The organism is Myxococcales bacterium, from assembly GCA_016703425.1.
GTDB lineage: Bacteria > Myxococcota_A > Polyangia > Polyangiales > Polyangiaceae > JADJCA01.
This window is the reverse complement of the sequence record JADJCA010000016.1, coordinates 18668-33521: the sequence shown is the minus strand read 5'-3', so window position 1 is coordinate 33521 and position 14854 is coordinate 18668. Positions and strand designations below refer to the sequence as shown.

Below are 14854 nucleotides of genomic sequence, written 5' to 3'. Positions count from 1 at the left end.
AGGACGAGGCGTTGGGGCCTGGTGCTCGGGGGCTGGGTCAAAAAGTGCCGGGGCGCTATCGGGGAGCGGGTCCTCCAAACCCCAAGGCTCGCGCCTGCGCGGGTCCGGTGTCGCGGCGCCGCCAGAGGAACGCGTCGAGGGCGTAGTGCGTCGCCTGAGGCAACGCGAGCAGCGGAACGAGGAGCGTCATGAGCCACGAGGTGGTGCTCGGCATCGCGTGAGCGCTACCGCCGCCGCTCCCGGGCAAGCCTTCGCTACCGCCGAAGAGCCATGGCCGATCGTGCCAGACGGCCCGATCCCAAACCATCTCCTCGAGGAACGCCAAGGCCAAGAGGACCCCGAAGAACGCGACGAGCCCGTGAGCCACGACGCGAGCGCCCAAGGTCTTCGCGCCCGTCGGCTCCTCGGCGCGGAAGCGCGCGTAGTGCCACAGGAGCGCAAAGTAGGGGACCCCGTGGATCACGACGTTGGTGATCGTGAACTCGAAGTCGCCGCGCGCCCCCACGATCCCGCACCACCAGAGGAGCGCCGTCGTGCCCACGACGGTGATCTTGCCGAGGTTGATGCGTCGCTCCCGGACGAAGGTCTGTGCTTGGCGAAGGACGAACAACGAAAGCGCCGTGAGCAAGAGGGCGACGCTCGGCGTGATGAGCGCCGCGAGCCGGGGCGTACCGACGAAGTCGCCGTGAACAAACCACGAGAACGGGCGCGGCAAGGTCGCGTGCCAGATGAGGAGCGGCACGCCGGTGCCGAGGTAGATGGCCGCGTCGTCGAGGATGCGGTCGATGCGCGAGCGTTCGCCCGCCCGCGCGCGGTAGATGGCGACCCAACCGGCCTGCTGCCGCACGAAGTGAAAGACCGCGAGGTACGCGAGCGTGCGCCAGAAGGCGAGCGGTGACGCCGCATGAAGGAGCGCGCCGGCGATCCAAAGCGCGATCGGTAGAAAGAAGTAGAGCCTGGGGCGCCGGGCCAGCTCCTCGCCGTCCAGGTACGTTCGAAAGATCGTCGACCACACGTGGGCCACGTCGATGGCGAGGACGAGCGCGACCCAGCCCCACTCGGGCAACTCGGCGTCCTGTCCCAAGGCGCGCCACGCGAGCACGGCTCCGAGGGCGACGGCGGCGCTGCCACCGAAGACCGCGAGGTCGGTGCCGGCGCCCCACATGAACGGCCCGACGCGAATGCGGCGGCGCTCCGCGTCGACGACGCCCGACGTCACGTGAGCCTCAGGAGGCCTGTCGCCCCCCGTCGCTCGAGCACGTCTTCGGCGGCCCGCACGCCCCAGTGCTGCGCTTCTTCGAAGAGACCCACGCCGGAGACGTCGGAGTGCGCGAAGAAGACTCGCCCAAGCGGACGCGCCCGCGCCTCTCGCGCCGCCGCGCTCATCGACCCGACGCCGGGTCGCGCCATCGCGTGGCCCCAACGCCACACGTCGATGGCCTCGACGCGCTCCCGGAGGCCCACATGGGCTCGCGAGAGATCGCTCATGACGACGTCGCACCACGCGGCATGATCGAGGTCGAGGAGGCGCTTGCGGCCCGCGGCGCCGCCTTCGGTCAGCGGGTAGTAATACGTGAACACCGTGGGGCCGTGGTCGACGAGAGCCTGGTGGGTTGCCACGACGTAGCCGAGCGACGGCGAGTCGTAGAGGACGTTGTCCCAAGCGAGCGGGAAGCCGCGCGAGAGCGGTCGATCGCGGAGGTGGAGGTTGGCGACCATCCAGGCCCCGTACTCGAGCGACGCGACGTGCGCCGGCGGCGCATCGCGGAAGGGCCTGATGACGTGCCGTGCCGTGAACTTGGGTGCCGCGAAGACGACCTGATCGGCGACGTAGCGGCGGACGCGGTTCTCCTTCACGTCGAGGACGCGGAGCGCCACGTGATCGTCTCTCGGATCGATGTCGACGACGAGCGAGTTGGTCTGAAGTCGCGGTGCGACGGCGCCCGCGAGGTGCTCGACGATGCGCCCGTTGCCGTGGGGCCATGCGAGGAGCTCGGCCGCCGTGTCGCCCTCTTCAAAGGTCCGCGAGACGAAGTAGAAGAGTCCGGCCCACGCGCTCGTGGTCTCGGCCAGGAGGCCGTAGTCGTCGCGGCAGGCGTAGTCGACGAGCCACAAGAGACGCGGGCTGCGAAAGCCGTGCTGCCGCATCCAATCCGCCATCGTGATGCGATCGAGCGCGAGAATCTCCGCGTCGTCGCTCGAGTGCGCGATGGGGATGGTGAACGCCTTTCGGCCTTTGGCATCGCGGAAGGCGACGAGCTTCGCCACGGCGGCCTCGAAGGCCGAGAGCTCGCGAGCGTCCGCCTCGGACGCTCCCGCGCGAAGGTAGAGGCCCTCGTACCAGCGACCGAGGTGATAGATGCGCTCCTCGGGCGCCCGCACGAGCTGCTCCTCGGCGCCGATGGGCTGGTCCTTCTCGTCCTTACCGACGAGCGCGCCCATCTCCGAAAGCAGCGAGACGAGGGCGCGATTCTCCGTCGACGGCATCGGGACGTAGTGAGCGCCCCAGGGGTACGAGAGCGCGCCTGACGTCCCGAAGGTCGACGTGCCGCCGGCCCTCGGTTCGAGATCGAAGAGCGTGTAGTCGCGAAAGCCGAGTCGCTCAAAGCGCCACGCCGTGGAGAGACCGCTGGGACCGCCGCCCACGATGGCGACGCCAACGCGCCGCTCTTCGCTCGGCTCGACGAGCAGCGCCGCGCGAAGCTTGTGGCCGATGTCCATCGAAGCGCCGAGCATCGCGCCGGCGATGGGCGGGGGCGGTGGCCGCCGGCACGCCGCGGCCGCGACGGGAGCTGTGAGAAAGGCTTCGAGGATCTGACGCCGTGTGATGGCAGGCGCCTTCAGTTCCACCGGCGCCACTCCTTCTCGTAGTAGTGGACGAGGATCTGGTTGTTGAGGCGGTTGACCTCGACGCCCGGCTCCTCCCGCATGTCGCCGGGCACGAGAAAGAGCGAGCGCATGGCCTCGGCGTTCAAGAACTTCAGCTCCATGCCCGCCGGTGGCTGGTCGGGCGTGGCGAAACCCTCGAGTTTGGCCAAAACGAAGCCCCACTCACCGAAAGACGGGACGGCGAGGTGGTACGGGCGAATGACGAAGCCCGCCGCCTCCATGGTGTGCGCGATGCACCAGTAGGAGATTCGCGCGAAGAGCGGCGAGGTCGATTGAACGGCGACGGCCGCACCGGGCGCGAGCCGGGCCTTGAGCAGCGAGTAGAAGCGTGTGGTGTACAGCTTGCCGAGGGAGAAGTTGTTGGGGTCGGGAAAGTCGACCAGCGCCACGTCGAACATGTCGCTGGCGCTGGCAAGCCACACCATGGCGTCGGTGTTGATGACGCGGACCTTGGGGTGGACAAAGGAGTCCTTGTTGAGGTCGCGCAAGAGAGAGAAGCTCTTCGCGAAGGCCGTCATGGCCGGGTCGATGTCGACCAGCGTGACCGACTCGACCTCGCGGTGCTTCAAGATCTCGCGAACCGCGAGGCCATCGCCGCCGCCGAGCACGAGCACGCGCCTCTTCTCCTCCGCCACCGTGAAGGCGGGGTGAACGAGGGCCTCGTGGTAGCGGTACTCGTCGGCCGACGCGAACTGCAGGTTGCCGTTGAGAAAGAGCTGAAAAGAGTTCTGGTTGCGCGTGACGACGATGCGCTGGTAGCTCGTCTGCTTCGCGTAGATGACCTCGTCGGCGTAGATCTGATCTTCCGCGAGGGCCGTGAGCTTGTCGGCCTGCAAGAAGCCCACGAAGAGCAGGGCGAAGGCCAAGAAGCCGCGCACCCGCGCGCCCCGCAGCCGCTCCTCGGAGCCGCCAACGAACCACGTCGAGGCGACGCCGACGGCGGCGTTCAGCATTCCGAACGCCAACGACGTTCGCACGAGACCGAGCCGCGGCACGAGCACCAGCGAGAAGAGCACCGAGCCGACGAGCGCCCCGATGTAGTCGAAGGTCAAGGCTCGCGCGAGGAGCTCTTTGAGCTCGACGCGCTTGCGCAAGATCCGCATCAGCAGCGGCAGCTCGAGGCCGACCAAGGTTCCGACGGCGGTGACGGTTCCGTAGAGAACGAAGGCGAACGCCTTCGTGTACGCGAAAGCGAAGAAGAGCAGGGGAGCCGACGCGCCGCCGACGATGGCCGTGGCGAGCTCGACCTCCACGAACGTGTGCGCGAGCCGGTCGTTGGTGATGAACTTCGACACGTAAGCGCCGAGGCCCAGGGCCGACAGGTAGACGCCGATGACGAGGGAGAACTGGGTGACCGAATCGCCGAGGACGTAGGACGCTACGGCGCCCGCCACGAGCTCGTAGACGATGCCCGCCGTCGCGATGACGAGGACCGTCGCGAAGAGCAGCCAGGTCCGCGGCGGCGACGCGTCGGGCGCTTCGCCGTCCGCCTTAACGTCGGGTTCTCGGTCCGGCTCTCGGTCCGGCGGGCTTGGGGCGAGCGAAGCCATGGGTACAACTGGCCGGAGCGCTTGCCGACGCCGGAGACGTCAGCTGCCGTGGATGGCAGCCGCGATGATGATCGACAGTCCCAGAATGACCGAGCCGATCACGATGCCGACCGACGTGTTCTGGTCCTCTTCGAGCTCCTTGCGCAGCGAGAAGGGCGTGATCGCACGGATGATGAGGAAGGCGACGCCGAAGACGGCGATGCCGATGCCGGTGAAGATCAGTGACGCAACGACGTGTTTGACGAGGCTATCCATTTTTCTTCACTTTCCTCCGCTGGAACCGGCATGCCAAAAGGCCCAAGTCCGATAGCCGCCAGGCGACTGTCGCATGCTTGGGCTCACTTCGCTCTTCTGGTGCGACGAGAAGTCGATCCCGCTGAACATCACGGTCGAATAGCCGACCAGGAACAGGCCCCCGAGAATTTTTGAAATCATGCGGGTCTCCCTTGGGCGGCGCTTGCCGCGCGGGCGGCATCGGCCGCGAGGCGGGCTTTTCGAAGAAACGTCGACAGCATGTACAGGATGCTGATGCCGAAGAGCGCGATGATCACGTAGCCAGCGGGCGGCACGTCGCTCGTCACCTCCACGCCGATGGGGCCGAGGGCGGGCTTCGCAGCGTCGGTCGCAGGGTCCACGCGGAGGACATATTTGCCGGCCGGCATCCGCGAATACCAGAGCGTCTTGCTGCGGCTACCTTCGCTCCACGACTCGCCGCCTTCGACGCCCGAGTAGTAGTCGAGCTCGACGGCGTCTTCCCACACCGTGCCCGTGGCCTCGTGGACCAAGGCGACCTCGAGACCAACCCAGGTGTTCGAGAGGTTCTGCGCGCTCAGCGTGATCTTCATGTTGCGGCCATCGGCCAGCACATCGAAGGGATCGCTAAAGGCGGCGGTGTCGGGTTCGGCGCCGGCAGGCGGGGTGCTCGTGGCCGGCGTCACCGCGTCGGCGACGGGCGTGAACTGAATGGGAATGGTGACCGTCGCGCCGGCGGGCGCGCCGCTCCACTGCGTGCTCAGGAAGGAGACGCGCGCGCAGGACACGGGCGCCGCCGCGAGGCCTTGGACCGCCGTGGCTTCGGCCGTCTTGACGAGGCCCTTTTGGCCCATGGTCACGTTGACCGTGAACGAGCCCGTCACGACGCCCGGGAAACATCGCGCGATGCGCGGCTTGACGCCTTCGATGACCGACGCCGTCTCGAACGACGTCGGCTTGGTGGTCACCGCTCCGATCCGCAGGTCGGCGGTCTTCACGCCGCCGTCGGCCAGGAGGCGCGCATTCTTCTTCGAGAGGTCCAGCGAGTCCTTGAGGGTCTTCTCGAGGCTCTTCGTCAACGACGACTTGATCGGCACCTGCGTCGTCAGCACCTTCGCCTGGTGCGAGCGCGCGCAGGCGCTGACCGAGACGGCGAGCCAGAGGACCAACATGCCGATCCAGAAGAGGTGATGTTTCCACCCGACGTTGGGGCGCGGCCCGCCAGGCGCTGCTGCCGACTGGAACTGAGTTCCGAAGGCGTGGCGGAGCTCGGGCAATTGGAGCGGCGACGAATAGGAGCAGCTGATCTCCTGCCCCGTGCTCTCTTCGCTGATCTTCGTTCGGCTCGGGCCGCCAAACGTTGACGCTTGGACGCGCTCGCCGACCTCGACCTTCCAATAGAACTCGCCGAGCACCGCCTCGACGTCGGCCTCGACGGTCTCCGTGTGGCGGAACGTTTGGTTCTGGAAGGTGCGCACGTCGGCGCTCGGCCTGCCGAGGTCGCCCATGCCGATGGGCACGATGTGCTCCCACGAGCCGTCTTCTTCGACGAGGAAGAGGAAGCCCGGGCCGGCGGCCGCGCCGGGCGCTGCCGGATGGCCCGCCGCTGTCGCCGCGGCGCCGTGGGAGTAGAGCAGGTACTCGCGCCACGAGAAGCGCTCCACGTCGCCGTCTTCGTCGACGACGCTCGTGCCTCGAACCATGAAGCCGACCACCGTGACCTCTTGGCCGCGGAGCGTGCCCTTGGCGCCGAGCGCGATGGCCGGCTGCACCGGCGGCATCGGCAGCTTCTTGAGCGCGATGAGGGCGCCGGCGTTGACGTCCGACTGCGTGCCGCAATAGCGGCAGACCACGCGCTCCGAACGATCGGGCTCGGCGAGCGGCAAATCGCCGCCGCAGCCGGGGCACTTGAGCGAGGTCACCTCGGCCTTGGGGCCGTCGCCGACGGGGCCCGAGCCGTCGAGCGAGATCGTCCGCGGATCGATCTGCCGACCGAAGTAGACCTGCGGCGGCTCGGGCGGGTTCCCCGTGCCGAAGTCGAGGGTCCCGAAGGCGCCTTGCGGGCCCGACATGTCTGCGTAGTACTCGACGACGCCGGGCTCGAAGGGGAAGGGGAGCTCGCCCTCACCCGAGATGGGTCGCCGCGCGGAGCGTTCGGCGACGGTGAAGACCTCGCCGCCGCCGAGCGTGATCGAGACGCCCGGTTGGGCCTGCTGGTACGTCGGCAGGTGGAGCGAGTGCTCGTAGAGCGACATCAGGTACCAATTGCCCTGCGCGAGCGCGAGCCACGCCCACCGAGCGCCACCGTCGAGCTCGAGGTAGAACTCTTGCCACGGGGCGCCCGGAGCGTTGGCGCGGTCGTATTGCATGCGACCGGCCACCCGGAACATGGCGTTGCCGAGCTTGCCCATGGCGCCCACCGTCAGCGGCGAAGCGATGGGAACGAGGTCGGCGACGCGGCCGACGGCGCGAAGGTCTCGGTCCGTGCGCGCGACGACGAAGTTGCAGCTCTTGCAGACCTGCGCCGCCGCTGAGTTCGACGCGAATTGGATCGGCGCGCCGCAGCTCGGGCACGCCCCTGACCGAACGAGCTCGATCTTCATGGCCGCGGACCCTCCACCTCGCGCCGCAGCTCGCGCACGACGACGCGCTTCGCACCGAAGGCCTCGCGCAAGGCCACGGCCCAATCGAAGGAAGGTCGGCGCTTGCAGCAGTACAAGTTGAGCGTGAGGGCCCCGTGTTCGGGGAACGTGTGGATCGCGAGATGCGATTCCGTGAGGAGCTCGAGGGCTGTGACGCCCGCGTGGCCCGGGAACACGTGCACCATCCGAGGCGCCGCCGCGCGGAGCGAGAGCGCGCCCATCACCGTGTCGATGAACGCCTCCACGCGCGCGCGGTCGCGCAGGCTAGGCCCATCGCACTCCATCGCCTCGACGACCCATTCGGTGCCGAGATCGATCACGTTCCCTTCGACCTTGCTCCCCGTCCCGCTGCTCATGACTACCCGATAGGCGGCGGGCTGCTCTGCGCGCGGACGCGGATGCCCTCCCCTTTTGCCTCGAACCAAGGCGTCGCCGTGCCGCAGGCGACGCAGACCAGGCGGTAGCAGCCCATGGAGCCGTCGACGGCAACCGCCATCGCGTTGTCGTCGGATGGACAACTGACCGCTTTGCCGGCGCGAAACACCAGCCAAAGTGCTCGGACGAGGTCATCCGTCATGACGGCTGGCCCGTTTTCTCGGCGACTCCCCGCCATAACTCGCCTTCTTATACCGGGTTTCCTGCGGCGCCGGTCAGCCTATTTGGCGCGCAGCGGAGCGAGGCGCCGCCCGCTCGGGTTATCATTGCCGCGGCTCGTATCGTTTTTCCGGTGGGACCGGCTCCGTCTCCTGCTCGAGATCGAAGACGTAGAACCCTTCGGCGGCGCCTTCCGCCTCTTCCTTGTCCCGTTTCGCGTCGCGAACCGCGGCGAGGCCGGGCGGTTTCGGTCCGCGCGTGAACCAATTGGGCTTTAAGAAATTCGCGATGGGGAGCCGAGCGGAGGCGTCGAAGTCGAGCGTCATCGGCAACGGAATGCCCATGCCCCGACCCATCCAGTCCACGACGCCGGCGGGACGAGGAAAATGCGGGTAGGCGCAGTCGGCGGAGTCGACCTTGCGCCGGTAGAGGTCGAGGGCCCCGAAGCGAACCTCGAAGCAATAGTGCCGGTACAACCACGCCGTCGGCTTCTCGAACATGCGCATCGGGCGGGCCATCATGACGCTGCCGGCGTCGACCACGATGGCGGGCTTCTCGCGATCGAGGTCGGCGAGGAGCGCCTCGACGCTGCCGGGGACGATGCGCGCGCTCTCCACGTTCAGCTTCTCCCAGTACCAAGGGACGAAGCCCGTCACGTAGGTGCTGAAGACGAAGCGGCCCGCGGGCCTGCGATGCGAATAGGGGTAGAGCCACGGCGAGAAGCCCCAGACAAAGAGGCGATCGTCACGGTTCGTCGTGGCCTCAATGTATTTCGCAGCATCCTGGAACGTGCGGTCGTGGGAGACGCGGCCGTCGACCTTCTCGCCGAAGATGGTGCCGAAGGTGGCCGCGAAGACGACGAAGGCCGCGAAGGCGACCGCCATGGTCCGCGCGCCCCAAGCGGTCCGGCGCCGACGGAACGGCGTGAGGAGGGCCTTCGCCATGGCCACCGCGAGGAAGGGGAGGGCTTGCACGTAGTAGTGCGGGAAGAACCGGTACATCGCCGACGACGCGACGACCGCGAGCGCGAGGTGCCAGGCCACGTAGTGTTCGGCGCCGTGGCCGCGGAAGAGCGTCCACAGCCAGGCGCGGCGGCCTCCTCCGCGGAGAGCCGCGCTGAGGCGCCGCCGCACGTAAGGAAGCGTTCTCGCGAACAGCAGCGTCGTGACGATGAAGAAGCTCGTCTGCCCCGTGAGTCGAAAGAAGAACGGCGGCAGCCACTCGAAGCGCCGCGTCGTGGGCTTGAGGTGCACGTCGCGGTTGTAGACGACGGTGTAGTAGTAGAAGTCGCGAAGCGTGCCCGTGAGCTGCGCGTGCAAGGCGAAGAGCGCGGGCACGAAGAGCGTCATCGCGCCGAGCACCGCGAGGTCTTTGACGACGCGCCGGAGCGGCTCTCGCCGTCGGTGCGCATCGAGGGCGAGCAGCAGGCCCACCGGGGCGGGATGGAGCAGCACCGACTGCTTGATGCTCACGGCGACGCCGAAGAGCAGCCCCGCGATGGCGAGGCGCGTGAACCGCTGACGTGAGCCGGGCTGCGCCTTGACGGCGCACCACCCGAGGTAGACCGCGAGGACGAAGAAGGGGAGTTGGAGCGGCTCCCCGTTGATCGCCAGCGCGTCTTCAGGCGGGAAGCCGAAGGAGAGCGCATAACTCGCGATGGTCGTCGCGACGACGCCGGTCGTCTTCGAGAAGAGCTTCGTGCCGAGGAAGTAGACGAGCCCGAGGTGCAGGAGCGCGAGGCCCAGGGCCCAAAGGCGCAGCGCCACGATGTTGTCCCAGCCGTGCAGCCACGCGAAGGCCTCGAAGAGGTAGTACATCAGCGGCCCGCGCTGGCTGACGGCTCCCTGGTAGAGCTTGTGCCCTTCGAGGAGCCTCGCCGCGAGGGCCGTCGCGTAGGCTTCGTCGACGTTGGCGAAGGTCTTGTAGGCGATGAGGGGTGCGTGGACCCCGATGACCGAGGCTACGGAGGCGAGCAGCGCGAAACGCTGCCACCAGGGGCTACCGTCGCGGCGCGTGCTCTTCCCGGAGCTCTTCCCGGACGGAGGATTGGGGAGCGGGCTCGCGGGCACGGCCGCGGTTTACCGACGCTCGCGGCGGCTGACAAGCGCTTGCGCCGGTCTCCTCCATGCGGAGCCCCGGCGATGCCGCGAAATGGCCTCCTTCTTGACCGAAGGGGCGGTCCTTGCTTCGCTTTCGTGGTGGCGGCTGGACCTGCATCGACGTTGACGCGGTCCCGGCTGGTCGTGGCGGGCGCTGTCGGCGTGGCGATCCTCGCCGTGGCCTGCAGTGACGTTCCCGAGAAGAGCACGTCGAAGACGCAGCTCGTCGGCGCCGATGGCGGCCCGCTGGCGACGTGCCCCGCGCAGATGGCTACCTACAAGCCGAAGCCGTGGCATCCCCCGAGACCCGTCAAGCAACGCAAGTGCACCGAGGCGCAAGGCCAAGCGGTGCTGGCTTGTTACCTCGCCGGTCAGGCGAAGGCGCCCGAGTGTCAGGCCTTCGTGAGCGATCCCGCCAACGCCGATTGCATCTCCTGCGCGCTCAGCCAAGAAAACGATCCCACGCTGGGCCCCATCATCTACGACGTGCAGCGCGGGAGTGGCCGCTACAACTTCGGGGGTTGCGTGGCCGGCGTCACCAACGATCCGAGCGCCACCGGTTGTGGGGCCCAGTTCCAGGCGCAGTTCGACTGCGAATTCGACGCCTGTGAATGCGCCGCCAATAGCTATTTTCTCGACTGCCGCATCGCCGCCCGTCAAACCGTCTGTTCGAAGTTCACCGCCGCGTGCGCCACCCAGGCGGCGCTCACCTGCGAAGGCGTCGGTCCGTCGTTCTGGTTTGGCACCGGCGTCGATGGGTTTCTCCTCCGCGGGCTCGAGCTGATTCGCCTCTTCTGCGGCTGAGCAGCGCTCGCCTCAGCGGACCTTTCGCGCAAGCTGCACCCGTTCCACGACGCCGTCGACGGCGCCGCTCGAGTGATCCAAGTTCGCGACGACGTGGAAAGCCACGTGTTCGTAGGGTTGAAGAAAGCTCCGCTCCTCGAAGACCTGTCGTCCGTCGACGAAGGCGCGCGCCGAGCGCGTGGCTGCGTCGTAGCGGAGCCCAAGTTGCACCGGCCCGAGGGGCCTCGCGTTGCCGTCGAGCGTTCGGAATTGGAGCTGGCCCGCGTCGCCAAAGTGTCCCGTGACGAACGGGATCAAGCGTCCGCCGCGCTCCGTCACGCCGACGTCGAAGGACCGGAAGAACACACCGCCGAGGCCGTTCGCGACGCCGAAGTAGACGGCCCCGCGCTCGAGGCGCGTCAAACGAAGGTCGAGTGTCGCGTCGAAGGACTCGAGGGCCATCCGCGGTGCCGTGAGGGAGAAGAGCGGCGTCGGCCCAAGGATCGACTTCCCTTTGGCGCTCAGCGATAGGCCGCCGCCCGTGCCGACGTGGACGTCGGCCAGATCCGGCGTCGCGGGGCGTGCGACCCGCCAACGCGGGTCGAAGACCGTTCCGCGAAACTCGTCGTCGAGGTCGACGACCCTGACGTCACGTACGACGGGCTCCCACGCGACCTGGTGAATCTCGATGTCCACGCGCGGGCTCGCGTCTCGGCACACGACTGAAAACGTTGGACGAACGAGCGCGCCGTCGAACCAATAGGCCGGGATGCTCTGAATCACCGCGCCGTCGACCGAGCCGACGGCCACGCCTAGCTCGGGCTCGAGACCGAGGGCAACCTCACGAACCGCAGGCTCAGCCGAGGCCACGCTCATGCTCGGGAGCGTCAGGATGCGGCGGTCGCCGTCCTTAGGCGGCTCGTGGGGCGCCTGGTCTCCGACGAAGGCGAGCGCGCCGCGCGACATCCCCAGGACCTCGCCGAATCGCAGTTCGCGCCCCTTTGCGCCTTCGCGCGTGACACCGACCATCACATCGACCGGCGCATCGGCCAAGGCTCGAAAGCGCATGCGCGCGACCGCGCTCACGAGGCGCGTCGGGGCGAGGAGCAACTGGACTCGCGAGCCCGCGCCATCGCAGCGTCCCGTCACACGAAGCGTCGACCCCTCGATGCGCGCGTCGAGCCCCGGCGTCGCGTCGAGCGCAAAGGCCTCCTTGAGCTTCGCCTCCGAGGAGAACGACTCGATCCGTGCCGTCGCCCGGTATTCGCGGCCGCGACGGAACGACGCGAGGTGCGCGTAAACCACATAGGCCGCGAGAAAGAGCGACGTCGCCGCGAGGGCTCTGGTCGCGAGGGTCACGCCGCGCTTCATCGCGAGGGCTCGAGTCTGCTGCCCCGCCCGACTGACGCGCGGAGGAGCCAGAGAGCGGCCAGGCACCATGCCGCGACGGGAACCACGACAGCGGTCCAAGGGCCGAGGCCCAAGAGTGAACCGACGTTGAACGCGGCGTCGCCGCTCGGTCCGATGCGGATCGCGTCGTCGACGCCGCTGTTTAGCTCGCCGCGCAGCAGCCGCGGCACGACGTACGCGTAGAGCGGGTTGCTCCGCCACGTGTCTTCCTGCGGCAGGTGCATGTCGGTGACCACGACGGCGAGCATGGCGAGGATGCCGCCGGCGGCGAGGGCGGCCGTGATCATGCGCCACGCGCGGCCCCGCTCGACCAAGAAGCCGAGTGGCAGCACGAAGAACGGGCACATCGGGACGAGGTGGCGTGGCCCCACGCCGTAGCCGCCATCCCACGCGTAATACGAGACCGAGGCCAAGACGCCGACGGCGAGCAGCGCCGCCGACAGCGAAAGCACGCGGAGGTGCTTTCCGCTCGAGAGCCAAGCGCCGAGGCCCGCGAAGACGAGGACCGTCATGGGGCAGTAGAACGCGAGCCCGCGGTAGCTGCTCAGCAACGCGCCGTAGGCGGCGGTCAGGGAGGGAGCTCCCATGCCGAAGACACCCGCCGTCGAGTGAGCGCGGAAGATGGGCTCGACGACGTAGCGGTAGGGCAAGGCCAGCGGCGAGCCGAAGGCCCAATACGAATAGGCCGCATGGAGCGCGAGGGGAGCGGCGCCTCCCGTCGCCATCGCCATCGCGGTTGGGCCTGCGTGCACCAGGCCGCCTCTGGCGAGGACGTACACCCCGAGGATGCAGGCCGGCAGCGCGACCGGGTATTCGACCACGACCCCGCTCGAAAGGAGCGCTCCGAGCGCCGTCGCCGCGCCACGCGGCATCGGCATGCGACCGTCGAGCTCGCAGCGGGCCACCAGGGAGAACGCGAGGAAGAGCAGGAGCGCCGCGAGCGCGTGCCCAAAGAGCGTCGTGCCGTACGGAAAGAGCAACGTGCCGAGCACGAGCGACACGCCCAGCAGGTCGGCGCGGAGCCCGCCGGTGCCCAGTCGACGGAGCAGCGACGCCAAGGCGAACCCCGTCAGCGTCGCCGGCAACGACGAGAGGAGGAACACGAGCGCGTGCAGCCGCACGCGCGCCACGACGCGGGCCTTTGAGTCGACCCTGGCCGCGCCCTCGGCGGCGCGGAGCGCGGCGTAGAGCGGCGCTCCGAGCAGAGCGATGCCGGGCGCCTTGTCGGAGAAGTAGCGTCCGCCAACTTCGCCTTTGTCGACGGTCCGCGAGTGCTCGAGCGTGATGTCGGGGCGACCGTCTCGGGCCATGGCCTCGATGGCGAGGAGGCGACTCGCCTGGTTGGGGTCGCCGCCGGGATAGAAATAGAAGAGCGTCGCCGCCAAAAGGACGAAGAGCCACGTGGTCGGCTTGGCGGGGACGACGGTGGCGACGACCGGCCCCACCGACAGGGGTCGCTCGCCAGCGACCGCGCTCAAGGTTGTTTCCGCGATAGCTGCTGCCGCGCGAGCGTGGCGACCGCTCCCGGGACATTCTTGCTCTTCGCGAGGGCCTTGAGCTCGTGTTCGCGAAGGAACGGGATCAGCTTCGAGACGAACACAAATGGCGTTCGCGGGTTCGACACCAGGTTGAGCTTGATCTGGTGCGAGCTCGTCCACTCGCGGCTGTTGGCGATGGTCCTGAGGACGTCTTCGCTGACGCTGCGGCTCGCAGAGATTCGCGCAACCTCCATCTCCTGAATCTTCGGGCTCTTGATGGCGGCCTGCGCGACGAGGCGGTTCTTGTCGCGCACGAGGAGCGCGCGATCGGTCGCGTTGCCGAGCATCGCCTTGCGGATCTTCTGCGAGACCGTGAACTGATCGATCTTCTTCGAGAGGTCTGCGCCCTTTTGGGCGACGATTTCTTCGCCCGTGGCCTCGTCGACCTCGTGAAGGTCGTTGGGGTCGACGTTGGCGAGACTCTCGGCCAGCTCCTCGGCCTCGCGAAACAGAATGTCGTCGAAGCTGGGCTCGTCTTGGGGCTCGACGATGAGCTCGTTCATGATGGCGGCGGCGGCTTCGGCGTAGGCGGGAATGCCCTTGAGCTCGACCTTGTTTCGCACCGCAAGCTCAAGGATGCGGTCCGCCGTCGACATGCGCGTCGCCGGGTTCATGTAGAGCTTCTCGATGATGGCGGGGTTCTTGAGGAGCCGCTCTTCGTTGGTAGCGATGAGCTCCGAGACGGCCTCGCTGGCCCGGGCCGCGGCCTCGACGAGGCTGTCTAGCGAGATCTGCGGCAGCGCGAGGACCCGCTCCATCACGGCGGCGTTCTTTGCGGCGCGCGCGGCGACGATGTGCAGGACAGCCGGGTCGAGGCTCGGCGTCAGCGCACCGGCCAAGAGCGCCGGCGGCAGATTGTCGAGGGTGGCCTGGGCGGCGTCCCTGATGGGACCCAGATCACCTTCCGCGAGCATGGCCACAGCGGTGAGCGCCTCGTGGGGCTTGAGGCCCGGCGCCACGCCCTTCGCGGCCATGGTGCGGAGCGGCGCGGGACCCTTCGGGTCGAGGAGCCGCTGCACGGCAGGCGGCAGGCTCGCGGCGTCGATGGCGGCGAGTGCTTTGGCGCCCTTTGCGGTGGTTTCGGTCGCGTCAGCCAT

Annotated in this window: 13 protein-coding genes; 1 reads left to right on the top strand and 12 read right to left on the bottom strand. The window is 68.3% G+C overall.

Annotation, left to right across the window (positions count from 1 at the left end):
* Window positions 1–55: 55 nt before the first annotated feature.
* From IPG50_28700 to IPG50_28660, 9 genes are all read right to left on the bottom strand, one after another.
* Entirely contained in the window at window positions 56–1219 is a 1164-nt protein-coding gene (locus IPG50_28700; GenBank protein MBK6696145.1) for a hypothetical protein, read from the bottom strand.
* Window positions 1216–2721 (bottom strand): FAD-dependent oxidoreductase, encoded by a 1506-nt coding sequence (locus tag IPG50_28695; protein ID MBK6696144.1) that lies wholly within the window; start codon window positions 2719–2721, stop codon window positions 1216–1218. Before IPG50_28695 ends, IPG50_28700 begins: the two co-directional genes overlap by 4 nt.
* 119 nt (window positions 2722–2840) lie before the next feature.
* Window positions 2841–4439, bottom strand: coding sequence for a polyamine aminopropyltransferase (locus IPG50_28690; GenBank protein MBK6696143.1), 1599 nt, complete (start codon window positions 4437–4439; stop codon window positions 2841–2843).
* 39 nt (window positions 4440–4478) lie between these two features.
* Window positions 4479–4694: a DUF350 domain-containing protein gene (locus tag IPG50_28685; GenBank protein ID MBK6696142.1), complete on the bottom strand. Its 216-nt coding sequence runs from the start codon at window positions 4692–4694 to the stop codon at window positions 4479–4481.
* 6 nt (window positions 4695–4700) lie between these two features.
* On the bottom strand, window positions 4701–4874 hold the full coding sequence (locus tag IPG50_28680; protein ID MBK6696141.1) for a hypothetical protein: 174 nt from the start codon (window positions 4872–4874) through the stop codon (window positions 4701–4703).
* Complete coding sequence (locus IPG50_28675; protein MBK6696140.1) at window positions 4871–7294, bottom strand: DUF4178 domain-containing protein; 2424 nt, start codon at window positions 7292–7294, stop codon at window positions 4871–4873. The genes IPG50_28680 and IPG50_28675 overlap by 4 nt, the downstream gene beginning before the upstream one ends.
* Window positions 7291–7617, bottom strand: coding sequence for an S-adenosylmethionine decarboxylase (locus IPG50_28670; GenBank protein MBK6696139.1), 327 nt, complete (start codon window positions 7615–7617; stop codon window positions 7291–7293). Before IPG50_28670 ends, IPG50_28675 begins: the two co-directional genes overlap by 4 nt.
* Window positions 7618–7691: 74 nt before the next feature.
* Window positions 7692–7910, bottom strand: a complete 219-nt coding sequence (locus IPG50_28665; GenBank protein ID MBK6696138.1) for a hypothetical protein — start codon at window positions 7908–7910, stop codon at window positions 7692–7694.
* A gap of 121 nt (window positions 7911–8031) precedes the next feature.
* The gene (locus IPG50_28660) at window positions 8032–9996 is read right to left on the bottom strand and encodes a glycosyltransferase family 39 protein (GenBank protein ID MBK6696137.1); all 1965 of its coding nucleotides are present in this window, start codon (window positions 9994–9996) and stop codon (window positions 8032–8034) included.
* 153 nt (window positions 9997–10149) lie between these two features.
* Between IPG50_28660 and IPG50_28655 the strand changes: the two genes are divergently transcribed.
* On the top strand, window positions 10150–10830 hold the full coding sequence (locus tag IPG50_28655; GenBank protein MBK6696136.1) for a hypothetical protein: 681 nt from the start codon (window positions 10150–10152) through the stop codon (window positions 10828–10830).
* Window positions 10831–10842: 12 nt separating this feature from the next.
* Here the strand turns inward: IPG50_28655 and IPG50_28650 are convergent, their stop codons facing one another.
* Genes IPG50_28650 through IPG50_28640 form a run of 3 tightly spaced genes read right to left on the bottom strand, consistent with a single transcriptional unit; the run spans window position 10843 to window position 14854 of the window.
* Window positions 10843–12180, bottom strand: coding sequence for a hypothetical protein (locus tag IPG50_28650; protein ID MBK6696135.1), 1338 nt, complete (start codon window positions 12178–12180; stop codon window positions 10843–10845).
* Window positions 12177–13697: a hypothetical protein gene (locus IPG50_28645; protein ID MBK6696134.1), complete on the bottom strand. Its 1521-nt coding sequence runs from the start codon at window positions 13695–13697 to the stop codon at window positions 12177–12179. Before IPG50_28645 ends, IPG50_28650 begins: the two co-directional genes overlap by 4 nt.
* A complete protein-coding gene (locus IPG50_28640; protein MBK6696133.1) occupies window positions 13694–14854 on the bottom strand; it encodes a hypothetical protein in 1161 nt (386 codons plus the stop codon). The genes IPG50_28645 and IPG50_28640 overlap by 4 nt, the downstream gene beginning before the upstream one ends.

What these genes read in the sequence shown, in the direction of transcription:
- IPG50_28695 (MBK6696144.1), bottom strand. Translation starts at nt 2,721, where the DNA reads ATGGACATCGGCCACAAGCTTCGCGCGGCGCTGCTCGTCGAGCCGAGC.
- IPG50_28690 (MBK6696143.1), bottom strand. Translation starts at nt 4,439, where the DNA reads ATGGCTTCGCTCGCCCCAAGCCCGCCGGACCGAGAGCCGGACCGAGAA.
- IPG50_28685 (MBK6696142.1), bottom strand. Translation starts at nt 4,694, where the DNA reads ATGGATAGCCTCGTCAAACACGTCGTTGCGTCACTGATCTTCACCGGC.
- IPG50_28680 (MBK6696141.1), bottom strand. Translation starts at nt 4,874, where the DNA reads ATGATTTCAAAAATTCTCGGGGGCCTGTTCCTGGTCGGCTATTCGACC.
- IPG50_28675 (MBK6696140.1), bottom strand. Translation starts at nt 7,294, where the DNA reads ATGAAGATCGAGCTCGTTCGGTCAGGGGCGTGCCCGAGCTGCGGCGCG.
- IPG50_28670 (MBK6696139.1), bottom strand. Translation starts at nt 7,617, where the DNA reads ATGGAGTGCGATGGGCCTAGCCTGCGCGACCGCGCGCGCGTGGAGGCG.
- IPG50_28665 (MBK6696138.1), bottom strand. Translation starts at nt 7,910, where the DNA reads ATGACGGATGACCTCGTCCGAGCACTTTGGCTGGTGTTTCGCGCCGGC.
- IPG50_28650 (MBK6696135.1), bottom strand. Translation starts at nt 12,180, where the DNA reads ATGAAGCGCGGCGTGACCCTCGCGACCAGAGCCCTCGCGGCGACGTCG.
- IPG50_28640 (MBK6696133.1), bottom strand. Translation starts at nt 14,854, where the DNA reads ATGGCTGACGCGACCGAAACCACCGCAAAGGGCGCCAAAGCACTCGCC.